This window comes from Pseudoalteromonas sp. SM9913, from assembly GCF_000184065.1.
Taxonomy (GTDB): Bacteria; Pseudomonadota; Gammaproteobacteria; order Enterobacterales; family Alteromonadaceae; genus Pseudoalteromonas; species Pseudoalteromonas tetraodonis.
Window position 1 is genome coordinate 271386 of record NC_014800.1, and the last position, 21375, is coordinate 292760.

Genomic DNA, 21375 nt, shown 5'->3' on the forward strand with positions numbered 1-21375 from the left:
TAGATTAGGACAGTTATGAGTTTTTTTAATAGCCAATTATTTAAAGATGTACAAACACAGCACATATTTAGCGACTGTAAAACGTTTGCTGATGCAACAGCGCGTGTTGATTGGCAAAGTGCCTGTAAACAGTATGAGCAAATAGCACCCCTTGATAAAACTCAATTAAGAGACTTTGTTGATGCGCATTTTATAACAACACCCTTATTAACAATGAAAGGGGCTGCAAATACCACCAGTGTAAAAGGCTACATAAACTCACTGTGGAGCGGCCTTCGACGTGAAGCCGATACACCCAAAGCTAATTCTTTACTCGCTTTAAAGCACAGCTATATTGTGCCTGGTGGACGTTTTCAAGAAATTTATTATTGGGATAGTTACTTTACTGCGCTAGGTTTAATTGATGCAGATAAAAGTGATGTAGTAGAAGACATGCTACAAAACTTTATAGACTTAATTAACGATTACGGCTGCATTCCAAATGGTAACCGCAGTTATTATTTATCGCGTTCACAACCGCCTATTTTAGCGCTGATGGTTGATCTTTTATGGCAGCACACTCACAGTAAAACACATAATTTAGCTTGGCTTAAATTGTGTGTTGAAGCTTTAACAAAAGAGCACGCATTTTGGATGCAAGGAGCAGATACACTCAGTGATACGCAAACAAGTGTAAAACGCGTGGTAACAATGCCATGTGGTGGGGTATTAAATCGCTATTGGGATGATGAGGCGGCTCCTCGCGCAGAGTCATTAAGAGAAGACTTAGCGCTTGCATCAGGGTTTAGTGATGATAAAAAAACTGAGTTTTATCGTAATATTCGTGCTGCGTGCGAATCTGGGTGGGACTTTAGCTCGCGCTGGTTAGCCGAGTCAAACTTACTAAGCTCAATTCAAACGACAGATATTGTACCTATAGATTTAAATTGCCTACTGTACAATTTAGAAAATCAGCTTAGTGAATGCTTTAAATTGCTTGGCAATGAGCAACAATCACAAACGTACAGCGACTATGCTGTAAAAAGAAAGTCACTTATTAATCAATATCTTTGGAGTAATGAGCAGCGTTTTTTTGTTGATTATAATCATAAGCTATCTAAGCCGTCTGCTATTTTAAGTGCAGCGGCAAGTACCCCGCTTTTTGTTAATTTAGCCTCGCAACAGCAAGCTGAACTGGTTGCAAACGTATTGAGCGAGCAGTTTTTAAAAGTAGGTGGTATTGTAACAACGGTTGTTGATACTCCACAGCAATGGGACAGCCCGAATGGCTGGGCTCCATTACAATGGTTTGCGGTAAAAGGCTTGCGTAATTATGGTATTGATCAATTAGCTACACGCATAATGAAAAACTGGCTAACAATGGTAGAACAAGATTTTATTGAAAATAAATGCTTGCTCGAAAAATATAACGTATGCACACCGCAACAAAAAGCCAGCGGGGGTGAATATCAAGTACAACAAGGATTTGGTTGGACTAACGGTGTTACATCACGCTTTTATACACTTTTATAGGGTAACTAAACTCATTGGCTTATACCAAAAGAGCATTGTGTTTTGTAGTTAATTTAGGTAATGTGACGATTGTTGTAAATCTAATGTTTCAAGGATGAGTTATATGTTGCAAAAAAGCTCGGCTTTTATTAAGACAACGCTTCAATCGTCTTTCCATTCTCAAAACTACACAGTTATTTTAAGAACACTTCAAGCCATTTTTGGTGATATAAAAATGGACAGTACTATCCCACATATTGATCAGCGTGGTGCTTATGACATTTTTCTAATTGATGGCTCTCAAAATGATTGGCAGGACTTGATCCCAGCAGATTTAATTTGTTTGGCTAAACAGTATAAAGTTGTGCTTTTTAATGTAGAACTAGAGCAAGTATGTGAAAAAAACTTATTACTCAATCATTTTAATGGGGTATTTTATAAATCGGCAGCAGCAGAAGATATATTTAAAGGCTTAGTAAGAATTTCTACTGGTGAGCTTTGGTTTACTCGTAAAGTAATCTCTAAGGCCTTTAATGATATTCTAAGTGTGGCCTCTTCGTTTAGCTCCTTAAGCGAAGATATCACGTTAAATGAAGCTGACTATAAGCATTTAACTAAACGAGAAAAATCGGTTATTCATTTAATAGCACAAGGAGCGAGTAATAATAAAATAGCGGACAAACTAAACATTAGCGACCACACTGTTAAAACTCACCTTTATAGCGCATTTAAAAAAACTAATTCGCGTAATAGAGTTGAATTGGCCAATTGGGCGCAAAGATATATTTCAGTATTATTACCCGTTGAGAGCTAATCGTTATTTGTTTGGCCACATCAATGACGTTGTGGCCATCTGCAAGAGTAGGTTAAGTTGCCTGTTTAGCCCATAAGCCTTTATCAATACCTTTGGTGATAAGATCTGTAAGCGCCTTTTCTATTGCTTGCGTTACGCAAATGCTCATTGGTTCATTATCACTAAAGCCCGCCTCAGCTTCCGCCAGACGTTTATAGCTAACATACCTAAAAAAACCTGCTCGCATTTCTTGGCTCAATACTTTTTTGCTGGTGGCTACTGATAACAATACCTGGCCAGTTCTTACATCTACGGCACGTAAATAGATTGATATTGCATCTTCACGATATAGCTCTGATGCGCCAATACCAAAATATTCCATTCCTAAGCCACCCGTTTTTACATTGGTGTCGTAACTAATTATACCGCCTTCTAAAATGATTTTCGCAGTGGTTAACGGCGGTAGCTCGCCTTGATTAGGATTAGTCGCTTGTGCCGCTCTAATTATTTTTCTCTCTGTTAAAATATTTTGTAGACCCTCACGTTCAACCGGCGTAAACCAGTCAGACTCATGTAATGCTTGCACTAGAATAGAGTTTGCACCTTGAGTGACGGCCGTTGAAAACGAGCTAACATTAGTTTGTGGCTTATATTGACCGGTTTGATCGCGAAATGAATAAACCGAGACTGGAATGCTGCCCGCAGGTTTAGGTAAGCTTTTTAAATCAGAAAAGACATCTGTTGGCTCTAACGTTACCGCACTTTGTTTTGACGGAGGGATTAAATTACCCATAGTAGAGCAACCACTAAGAGAAAGAGCGATTGTTATTATTATTAATTTATACATTATCCAAACCTCGGTACTTCGATAACCACAACCGAGTCATCAATTACATTTGTTATTCTAACCGTGATAGTGTCGGTTGTACTGGTGATCACTTCTATTTGATAATCACCACTCATAAAAATGGAGTCTTGATTAAAAACACTGTCTTCAATATTTTCCCCAAAAGCCATGTCGGTGATTTCTCTCACCATTCGATTTAAGTATGTCCGCTCTAATGAATCTTGAAACTGCTCTGCATACCCTTTTTCGACAACCGGCGCTTTATGTTTATTTTGTGCTTGTGCCTTACTAAGCAGCATATTGGCATTGAGAGGGTTGCCACCAAAACTCGGGTTAATAGGGGTATAAATAATTTCAGTTGCGGAGACTGAAAAGCTTAAAGTTGTTATTATTGTTAATGCTATTTTTTTCATTGTTACCATCCATTCAATGCCATATCAGGACTCGCTGTTTGCATATTCGATCGCGCCATGGCGTCCATTACAGAGTGCACTGCTTGCTCTACTCGCTCGTCCAAAGGCTCTAACTTTCGTCCCAAATGGGTTGCATAAATAATCTTATGATTCATTATTAAAACTAATTTAGTACCAGCACGGGGTATAACCGTTTCTTTTATTTCTACATTAAAGCCAGCTGTTGAAGGTAGTTCACGCCAATAATTTGAAAATTCACTGTAAAATTGATACCCAAAGCGACTAATACTTTTGTTTAGTAATAATCCATCGATTTCTAATTCAGCACTGGCATTACTCAAAGGAGTAAAAAAAGTTAAAAGTATAAAAAGATAGATATATTGTTTATTTTTCATAGTTAAAATAAGGGAGAGGGTTACTCTCCCCGTCTCATCAATTACATTTGTGTAATTGTTGCTGTATTACCATCACCAAGTTGAGTGACAGAGAATGTACTGTTAAAGCCAATTACGTTACCTTCAACAGTGTTGTAGTTACCGGTTTGAGTAACAGAGAATGAAACGTTTTCACCGCCTAATAAAAACGCTGAATCTCCAGTTCCACCTACCCAGTTACCTTCGCCTTGCTGTGCAATATCAATAGAGTGATTACTGCCTTCTACCATTAAGTCAATAACGTTAATATCACCATTTTGAGCAATATCAATTTGGTTTGCGTTACTATCAAGGATACCCGCTAGTGTAACAATCGCCTCGTTTTGATTACCGACTTGATTAACATCAATATCGTTATCGTTTGAAGTGAGAGAAACATCAGGGTATGAAGACTGCACTAAAATTGCGTTTTCATCGCCACCTGATTGGCTAAGATCAACATCGTTACCGCTACCATTAAAGTTAGCTAAATGAACCGAGTTAAAATCACTAACCTGGGTTACTGTAAATTCATTATTTGAACCAATGACACCCATGTATGCTTCATTAGTGTTACCAACTTGCATTGCTGTAAGCTCATTGTTATCGCCCATTAGCTCAGTAGTCGCAAGGTTTTCATCACCAATTTGATTAACTGTTACTTCATTGAATGAACCGTCAAAAAGACCAGACTCAATAGCATTATTCGAACCTTCTTGGTCTAGTTTTATTTCATTATCATTACCAGTAACGGCTGCAAAAGTAATGGTATTGTTATCACCGCTGCTTTGTTCAATAGCTATTTCGTTGTCATCACCAGCAATATCAGTAAATGTAATGATGTTACGTGAACCATCTTGGCTAACGTCAATCTCATTTTCGTTACCGCGTAATGAGCCTATTTTAAATTCATTCCAGGTGTCTGTTTGTTCAATTTCAATAATGTTTTCATCGCCTGATAAGCTAAGTACTTCAAATTCTTGCCACATACCAGACTGAGATGAAATAATTTCGTTACCATTACCTCTCATGTCCATGTTGTAAAACCAGTGACCGCCATTTCCTTGTTCAACGTCAATATTATTGTCGCTACCAGTGATAATATTGATTGCTTCATTGTTTTGAAATAACCCTTGGCCGAATTGAGAAACATAAACGCCGTTGTTATCACCCGTTATGCGCGTAATGAAACCATTAGCAACACCATCTTGAGCATAAGTTTGTTGGTTGTTATCACCTGTTGTTTCAACTTCGGCGTAATTACCATTTTGTAATTGAGCTATTTTAACATCGTTGTTGTTACCGATTTCAGTAGCTAGTGCAGTATTGCCATCGCCATCTTGAGAGACTAATGCCGTGTTGTCAGAAAATGATTGCTTAACTGTTACAGCATTCTCAATGCTACTTACAGATACTTTAGCTGCAAGCTCAGAAGTTGAACCTGCTTTTGTTTCTGTGTTTGCGTTTGCTGTAAAGCTGGCGCCCATTGCAATTGCAATTGCACAGCTTAAAAGTGATTTATTCAATTTCATTATTATTCTCCTTGAAAGATAAAATAAAATACCTTGATTATTTATTAAGTTTTAAAAAGGTATTTTCGTTGCAGCATGCCGTGCTGCCATAATGTGTGATTAGCTTTTTATTCTTAAACGTAAAATGCTGTTTTAAATATGAACTAGGGTTTGGTCATTAGTACTTGGTAAGGTGGTTTGCCATTCACTAATTCATAACTGCTCAGTCACTGTATTCTTCAATGAGTTCATTTTGAATCATCTTTTTTAATGGTAATTTAAATCTATAAATTTCAATTACTTACCAGTTTAATTTGTATTTTCTATCTATTTACATCAAAAACCAGTAAAAAATAATGAGTTAATGCCATGTTAAAAATAAGTTATTTAATTCATTAAAATGGCTGCTATTAATGTTTTTTTTACTGTATTTCTAGTTAAAAATAATGGTTTTGTTCCTGATTTTGCTTTTTTTACTTGAGTTAGTGACTGATTACCCGTTTTCTTAACGCTTGCCACGTGATTACTTAAATTCATAAACGTAAATATTTCGCTTAGTAAAGCTAAGTTAACTTAATTACGGATAGAACAATGAAAACAAAATTATCTATTATTACACTTGCACTTTTACCTTGTTTAGCTGCGGCTAAATTGCCTGATGTTAACAGTACAACTCAAAAAGTAACTGCGAGCAGTGACTCGATTATTGTTAAGTATAAAAAGAATGCTTCGCCGAAAATGCGTAAGCAAGCTCGTTCGTTAGTAAAAGCCAAAATATCTGATCTAAATAACGATGAAATTGATGATAACTTCACCTCGTTATTTTCTGGCCGCCTCGCAAAATTTAAAATATCAGGAATGAGCGCTAAAGAAGCAATTGAGCGCTTAAAATCGCATCAAGCTATTGAGTATGTTGAGCCTGATTACCGAGTGAGCATAGCAAGCGCAACTAATGACCCTCGTTTTGATGATTTATGGGGCTTAAACAACGAAGGCCAAACTGGTGGCACGGCTGATGCCGATATTGATGCACCAGAAGCATGGTCAATCTCTACAGGTAGTCGTGATGTTGTAGTAGGTGTTATTGATACGGGTGTTGATTATAGTCACCCTGATTTAGCTGCGAACGCGTGGGTAAACAGTGGTGAAATTGCCGGTGATGGTATCGATAATGACGGAAACGGTTACATTGATGACGTTCACGGTATTAATGCAATTACTGATGTTGGTGATCCGATGGATGACGAAGGCCATGGTACACACGTATCGGGTACAATCGGTGCCAGTGGTAACAATGGTGTCGGTGTTGTTGGTGTAAACCATGATGTTTCTATTGTTGGTTGTAAGTTTTTAGCCGCAGATGGTACAGGTTCTACCTCTGGTGCTATTAAGTGTATCGATTACATGGTTGGCCTTAAAAATGCGGGTGTTAATCTGCGTGTGTTAAATAATAGCTGGGGCGGCGGTGGTTTTAGCCAAGCGTTAGCTGATGCGATTACGGCTAGTGAGCAAGCTGATATTTTATTTGTTGCTGCTGCGGGTAACGATGCGGTTGATAACGATCAAAATCCACACTACCCATCTAATTATGAAAACGACAACGTATTATCGATAGCTAGTACTGATAGCAGAGATAATATGTCTAGCTTTTCTCAATGGGGCCTAACAAGTGTTGATATGGGCGCACCTGGCTCAGGTATTTTGTCGACCGTTCCTGGTAATAGCTATGCTACTTATTCAGGTACATCTATGGCAACACCGCATGTAGCTGGTGCTGCTGCACTTGTACTTTCAGTTAATCCTGATTTAACAACACTAGAGCTTAAAGAATTACTTATGTCTAGTGGTGATGCTAATGCGGCATTAAATGGTAAAACGGTTGCAGGTACACGCCTAAATGTTAACCAAGCGCTAATTGATGCTGATCCAACTCCAGGCTTTAAATTATCTGTATCGCCGGTTTCTCAGCAAGCGACTGTAGGTGATACGGTTACTTATACCTTTACGATTGGCTCAATTGCACAATGGGAAGGTGACGTTTCACTGGCTTTAGCTTCAGATCTTACCGATGCATCACTAAGCGCAACTACCGCTCGTCCGGGCGATGAAGTTGTTCTAACGGTTGCAACTAACAGCGATACTCAGTGGGGAAATTACGACTTTACTGTTACCGCAACAACTGAAGAGCAAGTTAAAGAACAAACTGTTAGCTTAATGCTTCAACCTGCTGGTTTAAATGACTTTACTTACAGCAGTGATGAAAACATCGCTATTCCAGATAATTCTCCAGAGGGCGCAAGCTCAGTTATTACGGTTGCTGATGATTTAACTATTTTTGGCACCACTGCTGATGTAGATATTACGCATACTTGGTCTGGTGACTTAGTACTTACGCTTATTTCAGCGCAAGGTACAGAAGTAACTTTACAAAGCAATGAAGGTGGCAGTGCAGACGATATTGTTAAGTCATTTACATCAAGCGTATTTAATTCTGAAGTGGCAACCGGAGATTGGACACTTCATGTTGAAGATACAGCTGGTGCAGATACGGGTAATATCAATGGTTGGTCACTTACATTTAGCGCTATTGGTGAGGTAAGCCCACAACCACCACAAGCTGGCTTTAGTGTTTCAGCACAAGGTTTAACTGCTACATTTGTAGATACAAGTCGTGATGTAAATGATGACATTTCACAGTGGAGCTGGAACTTTGGTGATGGTTCAACATCAACAAACCCAAATCCTACACATGTTTACGCTCAGTCAGGAAGTTATGAGGTTGAATTAACCGTAACGGATAGTGAAAATAACTCAGATACATTCACTCAAACAGTGGTTGTTAGTGATGTTGAAATTGAATTGAGCTTAAAACGCGCTAACAAGTCACGTCTTGATACTATGCGTGTTGAGTTAAACTGGGCAGAAGTAGGGGCTGAGTCACTTAGCCTATACCGAAATGGCGAACTAGTAGATACCGTATCAGATAATGGCCGTTACCGTGATTATGTGCGTAACGCAACATTACCGGCATACGACTATCAGTTATGCGTATCTGAAAACGTATGTTCGAATATTATTACGGTTTCATTTTCTGAATAAAACGTTTACCCCTTAGACATTCAAAGCCCAGCAATGCTGGGCTTTTTTATGGAATATCCCTTCTTAATTTTATAGTAATAAATAATTAGTTAATTTTGCAATGTAACTATTTTGTATTTATTTTGTTTGTTATTTGTGCATTATTTTCTTGATATTTACGATATCCATGTTAAGTTTGTACCTGAAAGGTAAAAAATAATGAGTATAAACATCGTTAATGGAGGAGCCAATGAGCTCACGTAAAATAATAACAAATGCCTTTAATCTAAGTGCTTTATCGTTAAGTTTTCTTAGTTTAAATGTACACGCGTCTATTGATTGCAGTGCGTTAGAACAGTGGCAAACAGGCCAGACACACGTTGCTGGAGATCAAGTGCAAGCGCAAAGCACAGCGTATGAAGCTAGCTGGTGGACGCAAGCCAATCCAGTGGAGAATGCTGGTGATTATAAAGATTGGAAAATTTTGGGTGTATGTGACAACGCTGTCATTGATAATGAAATTCCAGTAATTACCGAGTTAATGCCTGCAGACGGTTTTCAACTAACCGATAAAGACAGCGTTGTCATATCGGCGCAAGCAATTGATAACGATGGAGTGGTAACCACCGTTGAGTTTTTTGTTGATGGTATTTTTCTAGCTGCAGATACTTCATCACCTTACAGCGTTGATTGGCAAGCTGTGGCGGGTTCTCATCAAATAAGTGCAATTGCAACGGATGATCAAGGTGCGCAGTCATTACAAATCATCAATACCTTAACAGTTGCAGATGACGTTACTAATCCTGTTAATCAAGTACCCGTTGCATCAATTTCATTGAGTACCTTACCTGAACAGCTAATTGTGGGTTCACAAGTTGTGTTTGAGCTTTCAGGTAGCGATAGCGATGGTGAGATCACCGCGCTTAATTTTGCTATAAATGGTGATGATACTCATCAAGCGACATCAGCAACTAGTCAGTACACATGGCAGGCTACAGCTCTTGGGCAAGCCAGCTTTACACTTACAGTGACTGATAATGAAGGGGCTACAGCACAAACCACAAAAACCCTAAATGTTGTTGACTCTGCAGCGCCCGGCAGTGGTGTAACTGATTGTCAACCACAAGGGTTATATCAAACCCCCGGTGTTAATACGCCTTATTGTACAGTGTATGATGCTGATGGTCGTGAAGTTATGGGAGCTGACCACCCGCGTCGTGTTATTGGTTATTTTACTAGTTGGCGAAATGGTGCTAATGACCAACCAAGTTATCTAGTTAATGATATTCCATGGGATAAAATTACTCATATTAATTATGCCTTTGCGCATGTTGATGCCAATAATAAAGTATCTATTGGCGATCCTAATTCAGCAAATAATCCTGCTACAAACATGGAATGGCCAGGCGTTATTGGCGCTGAAATGGATCCTGAGTTTGCATACAAAGGACACTTTAATCTTTTAAATAAATACAAAAAACAACACCCACACGTTAAAACCTTGGTATCGGTAGGTGGCTGGGCTGAAACGGGGGGGTATTTTGATGAAACCGGCCGCGTTGAAAGTGGTGGCTTTTATACCATGACCACCCATGCTGATGGCTCAGTCAATTATGAAGGTATTAATGCATTTGCAAAAAGCACCGTTGAGTTTATTGAAAAATATGGATTTGACGGCGTTGATATTGATTATGAATACCCATCTTCAATGAACGACTCAGGTCACCCCGATGATTTTCCTATATCCAACGCGCGCCGTGCAGGATTGAATGCCTCATACCAAGTGCTAATGAAAAAAGTACGTGAAGAGCTAGACCGTGCAGGTGAAGCAGCAGGTAAGCACTATTTACTCACTATTGCGTCTCCATCTTCTGGTTATTTATTACGAGGTATGGAAACCTTTCAAGCGGTTAAATATCTGGATTATGTAAACATTATGTCTTACGACTTACATGGCGCTTGGAACTCACATGTAGGGCACAATGCTGCCTTGTTTGACACCGGTTTAGACTCAGAACTGACACAATGGAACGTCTACGGCACTAAAGAATTTGAAGGGATTGGTTACTTAAACACCGATTGGGCGGTTCGTTATTTCCGAGGGGCAATGGCTGCCGGTCGAATCAATATCGGTATTCCTTATTATACTCGAGGTTTTAAAGATGTGTCGGGCGGAACTAATGGTCTATGGGGTCAATCGGCTTTACCAAACCAAGCTGATTGTGCCACAGGTACAGGGGTTGGTGAAAAGAACAAGTGTGGTAATGGTGCATTAGGTATTGATAACCTTTGGCACGATAAGAACGACGCAGGTCAAGAAATGCCCGCCGGTTCAAATCCTTTATGGCACGCTAAAAATCTCGAAAATGGTATTGTTGGCTCTTACCTCGAAGTGTATGGCTTAACCCCCGATACCGATGCTGACGATCGCTTAACAGGTTCTTACACACGTTATTACGACAGTGTTGCCGTCGCACCTTGGCTTTGGAATGCCGATAAAAAAGTATTTCTGTCGATAGAAGATGAAGAGTCGATGGCCTCTAAAGTTGATTATGTTATTAACAACGGCCTTGGCGGTATCATGTTCTGGGAGCTTGCTGGTGATTTTGATTACGACTCAGCAAAAGGCGAGTACTTCATGGGGTCAACGCTTACTTCACTTGCATACGATAAGTTTAATCAAAGCGGTGTTGCATATGATGTACATGGCGGAAATCCAAACTTTACAGTGCCTGCTGAAGCTGTAGATATCACATTTGAAGCCAAAGACTTCCCTGTCGGTGATGATAACTACCCAATCAGCCCAACATTTGCGTTTACCAATAACTCAAGCCTTGATTTAAGCGGTGCAAAAATTTCATTTGATGTACCGGTATCAACCTCTGCTATTTTTAAATCCAACTGGAATGCACAAGAAAAACTGGGCATGGCAGTAGAAGTAAATGGCTCGAACGCAGCGGGTAATAATATTGGCGGTTTTGAGAACGAGTTCCACCGTTTCTCAATCACACTGAACAATGAATGGGGCGGTCAACCAAAAGACTTTAGCGCTGGTGCAACTGTGAATGCACAAGTGATGTACTACATGCCAATCACTGGGCCTAGCAACTTTACCATTGAAAAAGATGGAAAAACTTACGCATTCAAAGCTGAATACCCAATGCTACCAGGTGCAACACCGGGTGATGGCACGGGCAATCCAGATAACGGTGGCGGTGACCCTGTAGGTACGTGTGAAGGAGTTGATATAGCCACGATTCCTGTTTATCCAAATTTCCCTCAAACAGACTGGGCGGGCAACCCAAGTCATGCTGCTGGCGGCGATCTAATGGTGCATAACAACGCAGTTTATAAAGCCAAGTGGTGGACAAGCTCTGAGCCGGGTGCAACAGCAGATTGGACCTTAAGTTGTAGCCTGTAATTTACAAAACAATGAGGGGTAGGCCTGAGCTTGCCCCATGTATTGAGTCTAATAAAGGATAAAATAATGGCATCAATTAAACTTAACACGATTACGCTATCTGCAATCGCAGGTGGCTTGCTACTGAGTATGCTAGCACCGCAAGTACAAGCACATGGTTATATGGATAGTCCTAAAGCACGCCAAGCATTTTGCCAAGATGATGGCGGATACTGGTGGCCAGAAGATGGCACAAATATTCCTAACCTTGCTTGTCGATCAGCATATCTAGAATCCGGCACGGTGCAGTTTGTGCAAGCGATTGAATTTTCTGTTAATACTCCTGACTATTTAAATCAAACCGCAGTTGAGGCCAGTATACCAAACGGCACTTTATGTGCTGGTGGCGATACAGCCAAACGCGGTATGGATTTACCATCACCACATTGGCAACGTAGTGACGTAGTGCCCAATGCTAATGGTGAAATTCAAGTTCGTTACCTTGCATCAACACCACATAACCCCAGCTTTTGGCAGTTTTACTTAACTAAGCCAACTTTTAATGCCGCTACTGATGTATTGACCTGGCAAGACTTAGAGCTAGTTCAGGAGCATCAAAATGTTGACGTGATTAAAGACACCGATGGTGAGCGTTATTATCAAATGAGTGTGGCTATTCCACAAGGACGCAACGGTGATGCCATTTTGTACAGCCGCTGGCAACGAAACGATGTTGTGGGTGAAGGCTTTTATAACTGTAGTGATATAAATATTGTAAACGACGCTGCTCCAACCAATCCGAATGCGTGGGCAAGCCTTGGGTACTTTGTACGTCAAGGGCAAAATGCCATTGCAGGCGACACTGTATGGGCTCGCTTATTTGATGAATCTGGCCAAGAGGTGATTAATCAACAACTTAAAATCAATGCCGATAATCAAGTAAATTGGCAGCAAGTGTTGGCGTCACAACTTAACCTTGATTATGCGCATTTAGTGCAGATTGGTGTGCAAAATCAAGTTGGTGATGTTGTATTTAACAGCGCTGATGTACTAACAAACCAAGTCTATGGAAGCAATCCAAATTACACTTATACATTAAGCGTGCAGGGCACCCCTGATAATACAGCGCCTATTGTTAGTAAGCCAGAAAACCTAGTAGTTGATGAAAACACCACCACGGCTGTGCATTTACATGCGTTTGATGATGAGCAAAATGCGTTAATTTATACTTGGTCAGTACCGGCACCACTGAGTTTTACCGGTAGCGATGCCAATATCAACTTAATTTCACCTGAAGTTTCAACACCTACAGATTATACCGTTGTGGTATCTGTTTCTGATGGCCAATTAACGACCCAAACCGAGTTTGTTGTCACCGTTAATGACAGCGTTATCAATGATCCTGCTATAGCGCCTTGGAGCACTACTGAGGTTTATCAAGCAACAGATAAAGTGAGTTTTCAAGAGCGTGTTTACTTAGCTAAATGGTGGAATCAAGGTCAGCATCCCGATAGTTCAAGTGCGTGGGAGCTTGTTGAGGAGGGTACTAATCCAGCAGCATGGAGTATTAACAAAGCCTATCAAGCAGGCGCAGAAATAATCTATCAAGGACAGCGCTATCGCGCTAATTGGTGGACTCAAGGCGATACGCCAGGACAAGCCGATGTATGGAAAACACTGTAACTAAAAGCCTAAGTTTTGTAGTTCAAACTTATTAAACCAAAATAACCACATTAAAAATAGATAAGAGAGAAATATGAATATTAAACAATTAACCGCAGCTATGGGTGTTGCACTATTTGCCGGTTCTGTATCGGCAGCGCCTTCTACACCAAGTATTAATTGGGAGCCACAGCAATATTCGTTTGTTGAGGTAGACCTTGAGGGAAACGGTTCTTACAAACAGCTGGTTACCCGTGTTGAGCAAGTTAATATCAACATTGAATGGAGTGCGTGGAGCGGTGATGGCGGCGATAGCTATAAAGTGTACTTTGATGACATGCTAGTAAATGAGGGCACGCTTGCTGATGGTTCTAAAAGTGGCACTATTTCATTCCCTTATGATAAAGCAGGCCGCCATACAATGTATGTTGAACTATGTGAAGGCGGCACGACCTGTGCAAGAAGTGCGGGTAAGCCAATTGTAATTGCTGACACTGACGGCGGACATTTAGCACCATTACCTATGGATGTTGACCCAAATAACCGTGATATTGGCGTTAAGCAAGATTTAGTGACGGGCGCTTACTTTGTTGAGTGGGGGATCTATGGCCGTGATTACGATGTAACGAATATGCCAGCACAAAACCTGAGTCATATTTTGTATGGCTTCATTCCAATTTGTGGTGAAAATGCGTCGTTAACTGGCGGTCCTAAGCGCGCACTGGAAACAGCCTGTGCGGGCTCTGCAGATTACGAAGTGGTTATTCACGACCCATGGGCCGCAGTACAAAAAGCATTGCCAGGGGTTGATGCTAAAGATCCCATTCGTGGTACTTACTCGCAGTTAATGGCACTAAAACAGCGCTACCCCGATATTAAAATTTTACCATCTGTAGGTGGTTGGACGTTATCAGACCCATTTGGTGGTTTTACTAATAAAGCAAACCGCGACACCTTTGTTGCCTCAATGGAAGAGTTTTTAAGAACCTGGAAGTTTTACGATGGTGTTGATATTGACTGGGAATTCCCAGGTGGTGACGGCCCCAATCCTGATATTGGCGATCCAATTAACGATGGCCCAGCCTATGTGGCGCTTATGCAAGAGCTGCGCGCTATGCTTGATAAGCTAGAAGCAGAAACGGGTCGTACTTACGAGTTAACCTCAGCCATTGGTGCTGGTTACGATAAAATTGAAGATGTAGATTATCAAGCCGCAAGCCAGTACATGGATTACATTTTTGCCATGACCTATGACTTTTATGGTGCATGGAGTAACGTAACTGGTCATCAAACTGCACTTTACTGTGGCGAGCACATGAGTGTTGGTCAATGTAATGGCACTGGGCTTGATGAAAATGGCGAACCTCGTAAAGGCCCTGCTTATACCACCGATAATGCAGTACAGCTGTTACTTGCGCAAAATGTACCATCGAAAAAAATCGTCGTCGGCACAGCCATGTATGGCCGTGGTTGGGAAGGTGTTTACCCGCAAAATGCAGCGGTTGATGGTAACCCAATGACCGCCTCTGGTAATGGCCCGTTAAAAGGCTCCACGGCACAAGGTGTATGGGAAGATGGAGTTATTGATTACAAAGGCGTTAAAGCCAATATGATTGGTGCGGCAGGCACCGGTATTAATGGTTTTGAAGTGGGTTATGATGAGCAAGCACAAGCCGCTTATGTATGGAATCGCTCAACTGGTAAACTGATCACCTATGATAGCCGTAAGTCTGTGCTGGCCAAAGGTGCGTATGTTAATCAGCATAACTTAGGCGGTTTATTTGCATGGGAAATTGATGCTGACAATGGTGACATTCTAAATGCAATGCATGATGGCTTAGGGGGCGTAGTTGCGCCGCCAAGTAATAAAAAACCGGTTGTTTCAGTGTCTTCATCTGTGTCTGTTAATTCAGGCGAGAGCATCACAGTAACGGCTTCTGCAACCGATGCAGATAACGATCCACTGAGCTTTAGCTGGAGTGCTGATAGCGCGCTAGTAGTATCTGGACAAAATACATCATCACTGGTTATTAATGCGCCAACAGTGACTACAGATACACAGTATGTTGCAACCGTTGCGGTATCAGATGGTCAAGCAACAGTAAATCGTGATGTTGTTGTTAATGTTATTGCGCCGACATCAGGCGGCGAAAATACAGCACCGAGTGTTAATGCAATTGCTAATGTTAGTGTTGAAGAAGGCGCATCAGCAAGTGTTGCTGTAGTTGCAAACGATGCACAAAACGATGCGCTTACATATACGTGGACAGTACCAGCAGGCTTAACGTTAGTGGGCAGCGGTGCAAATGTAAGTATTGAGGCAGGCGCTGTAGATACAGATACAAACTTCACTGTTTCAGTTGCAGTAAGTGATGGCGCATTAACTACAACGCAAAGCTTTAGCGTAACAGTGACAAATGGTGATACTACCACTCCACCAACAGGAGATTGGGATGCGAGTGTTGCATACGTTGGTGGCGATGTCGTCACTTATAACGGCGTTGAATATAAAGCAAAGTGGTGGACTCAAGGCGAGCGTCCTGATTTAGGTGGTGCGTGGGAGGCAACAACACAGCCTACAGATGGTACGGGTGTCGAAGTTTGGCAGCCAACGGCTATTTATAACAGTGGTGATGAAGTTTCTTATCAAGGTAATAAGTACCAAGCTAAATGGTGGACTCAAGGGAACGAGCCAGGCTCAACCGATGTATGGTTAGCACTTTAATGTAAAACCTTATTGTTTGATTTTATAAAAAGCAGCTTTCGAGCTGCTTTTTTTATCGCGAACAGTCACTTTGATTGTTCAAAACAAGGCTTTATTACTAATAATTAATCCATTGACATCAGCATACACCCAATCACCGGTATTAATTGTGGTGTTTAACATATTAACCGGGTGATCTTTGGCACCTAAACCGCGCTTAGTGGTGCAGCGCGGCGTAGCGCCTAGCGCCATCACGGGTAAATCAAGCGTGGCAAGAATTTCAATATCGCGGCAGCAACCATTAATAATAATGCCTTGCCAGCCATTTTTTAGGGCTCGCTCTGCAATCATATCGCCAATGAATGCAAAACGCTTACTAGCAAAGCCATCCACAACCAACACTTTGCCTTCACCATTTTCATGTAATATGTTGCCAGCAAACGAGTTATCGTCTGGGCAGGTGACAGTCACTACTTGACCATAAAAGAGAGTTTTATTACCAAAGTGTTGCAAGCCACTGTCAGCGACTTGCACATGGTCGCGATGTTCATCGTATAAATCGGGCGTAGTAAACTGTGTCATTGAGGGCATCCTTGTTTTTTATAAAGCCACGTAGGCCAACGGCAGTACATTAAAAGTAGTAATAATGTTTATCGTAGGCTAATTAATCATTCAGGTGTAGCTATTGTTGTAAATTGGCGTATAGATTTTAGTTGCAATATAAGCACTTTTAACGTTTTTTTATAAGTAACTTATGCTGTTACTTAGTTTAATTTTTTTGAATAAATTTGATTTTGCCAGAGCATTAGCCAAACGTCTCATTGTTGCGTGCTTTTTCATATGCTACGTTCAATTGTTATTTTAAAATTTGGGCTGCAATACTTGGCCCTATACACACATACAAAAAGAGAAGCGTGCTTTATGATCATCTTTTTTATTTGCCTAACTATTTTAATATTAGGCTATAAGTTTTATAGCCCGTTTGTTGAAAAGCAAGCGGGCATGGATTCAACGGTCGACACACCACAAAAACGCTTTAGCGAAGGTGTTGATTACGTTGCAATTCACCCTGTTCGTGCATTTTTGATTCAATTTTTAAATATAGCAGGCGTAGGCCCCATATTTGGCCCAATATTGGGTGCATTATATGGTCCGGTTGCGCTTGTATGGATTGTGCTTGGTAATGTTTTGGGTGGCGCTGTACACGACTTTTTCTCAGGAGTAATGAGTATAAAAGAAGACGGGAAAAGCTTACCGGAAATAGCAGGGCACTACTACAACGTTGTATTTAAAGGCTTTATGCTTATTTTTACTGCGATGCTACTATTTTTTGTTGGTGTTGTATTTATTATGAGCCCGGCAGGATTATTAAGTAACCTTGATATATTTAAGGATACAATATTTGCAAATAATACCTTTTGGGTTTTGGCTATTTTAGCTTACTACTTTTTAGCCACGTTATTACCCATTGATAAAATCATCACTAAGTTTTACCCTATTTTTGGTTTGTTAATGATTGTGATGACAGTAGCTATTGCGGTATCACTGCTAATAAACGCACCGCATTTACCAGTAGCGGGCGACTTTTTAGCATACTTTGAGGCCGATCACGCTCATGACTTCTTAGCACCAAATCCTGATGGACTGCCCACTTGGCCGCTGCTATTTATAACCATTACCTGTGGTGCTATTAGTGGTTTTCACTCAACGCAAGCACCTATTATTGCTCGTTGTTTAACCAACGAAAAATACGTACGCCCAGTTTATTATGGTGCGATGATGTGTGAAGGCATTGTAGGTTGTGTTTGGGCACTTGCTGGTATTGCTGCATTCCCAGAAGGCTATGCGGGTTTAAAAGCTATGCTTGATCTTGGTGGTCCAGGTTTGGTGGTTAACCATATTGCAAACAGCTACTTAGGTGTATTTGGCGGTATTATGGCAATTATTGCTGTTGCTGTTTTCCCTATTACCTCAGGCGATACGGCGTTTCGTTCACTGCGCTTGACCGTGGTTGATGCGTTTAGTATTCCGCAAAGTTTACGTAATCGTTTATTGCTAGCAATCCCTATTTTAACCATTGCCTACTTTATGACTAAGCTCGATTTCTCTGTGATTTGGCGCTACTTCGCATTCTCAAATATGCTGCTTTCTACCAGTGTGTTGTGGCTTGCGACCAAGTATTTATTTGACCGTGGTACATTCCACTGGATCACTAGTATACCAGCAGTAATCGCTACAGCAGTGACCTTGTCATACATAATGACTGCGGCAATAGGGTTAAACTTATCAAGTGATTTAGGTAAACCGATTGGTGCAGCGGTGGCTGTTATAGGGTTTATTGTATTAGCTGTTGTGCATTCAAAGCATAAAGTGCGTACGGCTTAATAAATCGTAATCTCAAAAATGTAAAAGCGAGCCTTATAAAGGCTCGCTTTTTTTATACTTGATCGCCAATCGCTAAAAAGTGGCTTGTTCGAAGTAGCTGATATCATCTAGGGTTTTACTAATCATCATCGCCCCCTCTAATAAGCTCACTGTTTGTATTGCCGCGCGAGCAGGGTTTTTTTCACCATTCGCAGCGTGTGCTTGGGTTAACCAGGCTAAATTTTTATTAAAAAACCGCTGAACTTCAACCCGCACTTTATCAGGTAGGCTGTCGCTTTCTGCGCCGAGCAAGCCACATAAACACATTTTTTTATCAATCACGAGTGCATTTCTAAATAACTGAGTGTAAATATCAATAGGGTTTTTACCGTTTGCTTTGTGTGCCTCTGGTTCACCAAGTACAGCGATAAAGGCATCGGTATATTGATGCGCAAGCTCTGCACCTAAATCAGCTTTAGTTGGAAAGTGATAATGCACACTGGCACTTTTAATACCAATTTCATTGGCCAACTCTCTAAAGCTAAAATTGCTATAGCCACCAAGTCTAACTTTGTTTTCTGCTGCTTTTAACAGGGCTGCTTTTTTTGTCATTTTAAACTTCCTTCATATCGCTGCAAAAAATTATCAACCAGTAGGTAGTTATTTTCAAGCTCTTTTATTTTTAGTTTGCAAAGGTCGAGATCTTAATATAAATTACCTACCAGTAGGTAGGTGATTTATTCTTGCCAGTATTAGCTCAAACTGTGATTAAAAATATAAAGAGATAATTATGAAAATTTATGATGTAGAAAACTTTCCTAATCCATTACGTGTACGTATTGCGCTTGCTGAAAAAAAGGCGACTGATAAAGTAGAATTTGTTGCTGTCGATTTATTAAATGGTGAGCACCGTACTGAGGCTTTTTTAGCTAAAAACCCCTTAGCAGGCGTACCTGTTTTAGAGCTAGATGATGGAACGTTCATCGCAGAATGCACCGCAATTACTGAATATATTGATACCGCTTTTGCAGGCCCTTCATTAACCGGTGTTGAGGCAAAAGAGCGTGCAGTGATTAATATGATGCAAAAACGTGCGGAGTCAATGGTACTTGATGCTGTAGCCACTTACTTTCATCATGCAACGGATGGTTTAGGCCCAGCGCTTGAAACCTATCAAAATGTTGCTTGGGGAGAAAAGCAAGGTGAAAAAGCGCGCCAAGGCTTTGTTTATTTTAATACAGTGTTAGCCAACTCTGCTTATGTTGCTGGTGAGAATTTCAGTGTTGCAGATATTACTTTGTACGCCGGTCTGGTGTTTGCAGGCTTTGCAAAAATAGCTATTCCTAGTGAGCTATCACATTTAATAGCATGGCAAGAAAAGGTCGCTCAGCGTCCAAGTATTGCCGCTTAGATATGGAGTCAAATATGAAAATTGCAGCTGATTTTAGCGAACGTGTTGTTGTACATAGCGAATCGTTAGAATGGATAGCCTCACCGATGGCGGGTGTTGATAGGCGTCCACTTGATAGAGTGGGCAATGAGGTTGCACGCGCAACCAGCATTGTACGATATGCGCCAAACAGCCATTTTTCTGCCCATACACATACCGGCGGTGAAGAATTTATTGTGCTTGAAGGTGTTTTTCAAGATGAACATGGTGATTTCCCCAAGGGCTCTTATATTCGTAATCCGCCTGAGTCAAAACATACACCAAGCTCTGAAAACGGGTGCGTGATATTTGTGAAATTATGGCAGTTTCAGCCAGAGGATAGAGAGCATGTTCGCTTGCAAACTAATACCATGTGCAGCGTTCCTCACCCTGAGTTTAGTAATGTAAATGTAGTTTCTCTTTATAAAGATGCCTTTGAAGAGGTGAGTATTTTAGCATTTTCACCTAACAGTGAAATATCGTTAAACGCCTTAGGTGGGGGCGAGCTTTTAGTACTTGAGGGCTCGCTTGAAGAGCAAGGCGATACATTAGTACAGCACAGCTGGTTAAGAGTGCCGCCTAACAGCGAAATTAAAGCAACAGCAGGCAGTGAAGGAGCCAGAGTGTGGCTTAAAATCGGTCATTTAACAGATGTTGAAAACCAAATAGCACGGCTTAAAAATGCATAATTCAGCATTTAATTAAAATGGGCACAATAAAAGTGATGTGCCTGTTTTTTGATCTACTTCACTATTGGTTAATAAGTTATCACCTATACTTGATGCTCATATTATTGTGGAGTTCGGGTTATGGTAAATTTAACACACGGCTTATCTATTGGTATTGAGCGCTCTGGTTGCGAGTTTTTTTTAACCTTAAAAGCTATAGGTACACTCACTCATAAAGATTATGAGGTGATCACGCCGATGATTGACTCTGCGCTTGGCGAAGTTAAACATCCTATTGTTAATGTACTCATAGATGGTACTGAGCTTGATGGCTGGGAACTTAGAGCTGCATGGGATGATTTAAAACTTGGCTTAAAGCATAACAAAGAATTTAAAAAAATAGCCATATACGGCAACAAAGACTGGCAATCAACCATCGCTAAATTAGGCAGTTGGTTTGTATCAGGTGAAATTCAATATTTTGAGAACGCCACTGCGGCTTTAGAATGGTTAAAAAGTAATGATGAAGAAGCGGATGCTTAAATAAAGGCCATAATCGGCCTTTATTTTTAAAGTATTTATACCAATTCGCTTAATTAAGT

Annotated in this window: 16 protein-coding genes; 10 read left to right on the forward strand and 6 right to left on the reverse strand. The window is 40.7% G+C overall.

All coding sequences use genetic code 11. The annotated features are described in order from the left end of the window. Positions 1–15: 15 nt before the first annotated feature. Together treF and PSM_RS16450 are read left to right on the forward strand one after the other, a co-directional pair. Complete coding sequence (gene treF, locus PSM_RS16445; protein WP_013462995.1) at positions 16–1512, forward strand: alpha,alpha-trehalase TreF; 1497 nt, start codon at positions 16–18, stop codon at positions 1510–1512. A gap of 103 nt (positions 1513–1615) precedes the next feature. Beyond that, positions 1616–2305, forward strand: coding sequence for a response regulator transcription factor (locus PSM_RS16450; RefSeq protein WP_013462996.1), 690 nt, complete (start codon positions 1616–1618; stop codon positions 2303–2305). A 52-nt stretch (positions 2306–2357) separates the two neighbouring features. Here PSM_RS16450 and PSM_RS16455 read toward each other — a convergent pair whose 3' ends face one another. From PSM_RS16455 to PSM_RS16470, 4 genes are read right to left on the reverse strand one after another with little or no spacing between them, the layout of a single operon-like run. Next, positions 2358–3131 (reverse strand): CsgG/HfaB family protein, encoded by a 774-nt coding sequence (locus PSM_RS16455; protein ID WP_024602690.1) that lies wholly within the window; start codon positions 3129–3131, stop codon positions 2358–2360. Next, complete coding sequence (locus tag PSM_RS16460; protein WP_016900115.1) at positions 3131–3553, reverse strand: curli assembly protein CsgF; 423 nt, start codon at positions 3551–3553, stop codon at positions 3131–3133. Before PSM_RS16460 ends, PSM_RS16455 begins: the two co-directional genes overlap by 1 nt. Next, entirely contained in the window at positions 3547–3939 is a 393-nt protein-coding gene (locus tag PSM_RS16465; protein WP_013462999.1) for a curli production assembly/transport protein CsgE, read from the reverse strand. The genes PSM_RS16460 and PSM_RS16465 overlap by 7 nt, the downstream gene beginning before the upstream one ends. Before the next feature lie 41 nt (positions 3940–3980). Further along, on the reverse strand, positions 3981–5489 hold the full coding sequence (locus PSM_RS16470) for a curlin (protein ID WP_013463001.1): 1509 nt from the start codon (positions 5487–5489) through the stop codon (positions 3981–3983). Between the two features lie 570 nt (positions 5490–6059). Here PSM_RS16470 and PSM_RS16475 point away from each other — a divergent pair. The 4 genes from PSM_RS16475 (at position 6060) to PSM_RS16490 (ending at position 16333) form a co-directional block, all read left to right on the forward strand. Continuing rightward, positions 6060–8567: a S8 family serine peptidase gene (locus PSM_RS16475; protein ID WP_013463003.1), complete on the forward strand. Its 2508-nt coding sequence runs from the start codon at positions 6060–6062 to the stop codon at positions 8565–8567. Positions 8568–8796: 229 nt separating this feature from the next. Further along, positions 8797–11967 carry a glycosyl hydrolase family 18 protein gene (locus tag PSM_RS16480; protein ID WP_013463004.1) on the forward strand — a complete coding sequence of 1057 codons (3171 nt, stop codon included), beginning with the start codon at positions 8797–8799 and terminating at the stop codon, positions 11965–11967. Positions 11968–12033: 66 nt separating this feature from the next. After that, positions 12034–13629, forward strand: coding sequence for a lytic polysaccharide monooxygenase (locus tag PSM_RS16485; RefSeq protein WP_013463005.1), 1596 nt, complete (start codon positions 12034–12036; stop codon positions 13627–13629). Positions 13630–13702: 73 nt separating this feature from the next. Then, positions 13703–16333, forward strand: a complete 2631-nt coding sequence (locus PSM_RS16490; RefSeq protein WP_013463006.1) for a glycosyl hydrolase family 18 protein — start codon at positions 13703–13705, stop codon at positions 16331–16333. A gap of 78 nt (positions 16334–16411) precedes the next feature. Here the strand turns inward: PSM_RS16490 and PSM_RS16495 are convergent, their stop codons facing one another. Continuing rightward, positions 16412–16894, reverse strand: coding sequence for a putative 4-hydroxy-4-methyl-2-oxoglutarate aldolase (locus PSM_RS16495; protein WP_013463007.1), 483 nt, complete (start codon positions 16892–16894; stop codon positions 16412–16414). 339 nt (positions 16895–17233) lie between these two features. Here PSM_RS16495 and PSM_RS16500 point away from each other — a divergent pair, with 339 nt between their 5' ends. Continuing rightward, on the forward strand, positions 17234–18697 hold the full coding sequence (locus PSM_RS16500; protein ID WP_013463008.1) for a carbon starvation CstA family protein: 1464 nt from the start codon (positions 17234–17236) through the stop codon (positions 18695–18697). A gap of 72 nt (positions 18698–18769) precedes the next feature. Here PSM_RS16500 and PSM_RS16505 read toward each other — a convergent pair whose 3' ends face one another. Then, entirely contained in the window at positions 18770–19288 is a 519-nt protein-coding gene (locus PSM_RS16505; RefSeq protein WP_013463009.1) for a TetR/AcrR family transcriptional regulator, read from the reverse strand. A 178-nt stretch (positions 19289–19466) separates the two neighbouring features. Here PSM_RS16505 and PSM_RS16510 point away from each other — a divergent pair, with 178 nt between their 5' ends. The 3 genes from PSM_RS16510 (at position 19467) to PSM_RS16520 (ending at position 21316) form a co-directional block, all read left to right on the forward strand. Next, on the forward strand, positions 19467–20087 hold the full coding sequence (locus tag PSM_RS16510) for a glutathione S-transferase (RefSeq protein ID WP_013463010.1): 621 nt from the start codon (positions 19467–19469) through the stop codon (positions 20085–20087). A gap of 14 nt (positions 20088–20101) precedes the next feature. Next, on the forward strand, positions 20102–20794 hold the full coding sequence (locus PSM_RS16515; RefSeq protein ID WP_013463011.1) for a cupin domain-containing protein: 693 nt from the start codon (positions 20102–20104) through the stop codon (positions 20792–20794). A gap of 120 nt (positions 20795–20914) precedes the next feature. Beyond that, entirely contained in the window at positions 20915–21316 is a 402-nt protein-coding gene (locus tag PSM_RS16520; RefSeq protein ID WP_013463012.1) for an STAS/SEC14 domain-containing protein, read from the forward strand. Positions 21317–21375: the final 59 nt, after the last annotated feature.

Excerpts from the sequence above, each read along its gene's own strand:
- treF (WP_013462995.1), top strand. The coding sequence starts at position 16 with ATGAGTTTTTTTAATAGCCAATTATTTAAAGATGTACAAACACAGCAC.
- PSM_RS16450 (WP_013462996.1), top strand. The coding sequence starts at position 1,616 with ATGTTGCAAAAAAGCTCGGCTTTTATTAAGACAACGCTTCAATCGTCT.
- PSM_RS16455 (WP_024602690.1), bottom strand. The coding sequence starts at position 3,131 with ATGTATAAATTAATAATAATAACAATCGCTCTTTCTCTTAGTGGTTGC.
- PSM_RS16460 (WP_016900115.1), bottom strand. The coding sequence starts at position 3,553 with ATGGTAACAATGAAAAAAATAGCATTAACAATAATAACAACTTTAAGC.
- PSM_RS16465 (WP_013462999.1), bottom strand. The coding sequence starts at position 3,939 with ATGAAAAATAAACAATATATCTATCTTTTTATACTTTTAACTTTTTTT.
- PSM_RS16470 (WP_013463001.1), bottom strand. The coding sequence starts at position 5,489 with ATGAAATTGAATAAATCACTTTTAAGCTGTGCAATTGCAATTGCAATG.
- PSM_RS16475 (WP_013463003.1), top strand. The coding sequence starts at position 6,060 with ATGAAAACAAAATTATCTATTATTACACTTGCACTTTTACCTTGTTTA.
- PSM_RS16480 (WP_013463004.1), top strand. The coding sequence starts at position 8,797 with ATGAGCTCACGTAAAATAATAACAAATGCCTTTAATCTAAGTGCTTTA.
- PSM_RS16485 (WP_013463005.1), top strand. The coding sequence starts at position 12,034 with ATGGCATCAATTAAACTTAACACGATTACGCTATCTGCAATCGCAGGT.
- PSM_RS16490 (WP_013463006.1), top strand. The coding sequence starts at position 13,703 with ATGAATATTAAACAATTAACCGCAGCTATGGGTGTTGCACTATTTGCC.
- PSM_RS16495 (WP_013463007.1), bottom strand. The coding sequence starts at position 16,894 with ATGACACAGTTTACTACGCCCGATTTATACGATGAACATCGCGACCAT.
- PSM_RS16500 (WP_013463008.1), top strand. The coding sequence starts at position 17,234 with ATGATCATCTTTTTTATTTGCCTAACTATTTTAATATTAGGCTATAAG.
- PSM_RS16505 (WP_013463009.1), bottom strand. The coding sequence starts at position 19,288 with ATGACAAAAAAAGCAGCCCTGTTAAAAGCAGCAGAAAACAAAGTTAGA.
- PSM_RS16510 (WP_013463010.1), top strand. The coding sequence starts at position 19,467 with ATGAAAATTTATGATGTAGAAAACTTTCCTAATCCATTACGTGTACGT.
- PSM_RS16515 (WP_013463011.1), top strand. The coding sequence starts at position 20,102 with ATGAAAATTGCAGCTGATTTTAGCGAACGTGTTGTTGTACATAGCGAA.
- PSM_RS16520 (WP_013463012.1), top strand. The coding sequence starts at position 20,915 with ATGGTAAATTTAACACACGGCTTATCTATTGGTATTGAGCGCTCTGGT.